Origin of the sequence: Vibrio sp. M250220, assembly GCF_036533795.1 — a bacterium.
In the GTDB taxonomy this organism is placed as follows: domain Bacteria; phylum Pseudomonadota; class Gammaproteobacteria; order Enterobacterales; family Vibrionaceae; genus Vibrio.
This window is the reverse complement of sequence record NZ_JATABI010000220.1, coordinates 1-402: the sequence shown is the minus strand read 5'-3', so window position 1 is coordinate 402 and position 402 is coordinate 1. Positions and strand designations below refer to the sequence as shown.

General features: G+C 41.0%; 1 protein-coding gene. It reads left to right on the top strand.

Annotated features, from left to right (window positions below; translation table 11 throughout):
• Window positions 1–402, top strand: a 402-nt coding sequence (locus tag QTN94_RS20720; RefSeq protein WP_331428699.1) for an IS630 family transposase, incomplete at both ends; no start/stop codon positions are given.

Below are 402 nucleotides of genomic sequence, written 5' to 3'. Positions count from 1 at the left end.
AGCCGATTGAACATTATTGGCGCACTAAACCTGTCAGATATTGGTGCCACCATCGTTCACGATTACGAGAGTATTAACAGTGAAAATATTGTTCGCTTTTTCTGTAAGTTAAGAGAGAGTTATCCGTTAGCCCATAAGCTTCATATCATCTTAGATGGTGCTGAGTATCACTGCAGTGACTTAGTCAAAGATGCCGCATTTGTCCTTAACATTGAGCTGCATTACCTTCCACCTTACAGCCCAAATCTCAAAACAATTGAGCGGCTTTGGAAGGTAATGAACGAGCAGTCGAGGAATAACGTTTACTTCAAAAATAAACGAGACTTCAAGGAAGCCATCGATCAATTTTTTACTGTGACTCTTCCAGAGATCGCAGGTTCACTGACGTCTCGAATCAATGAT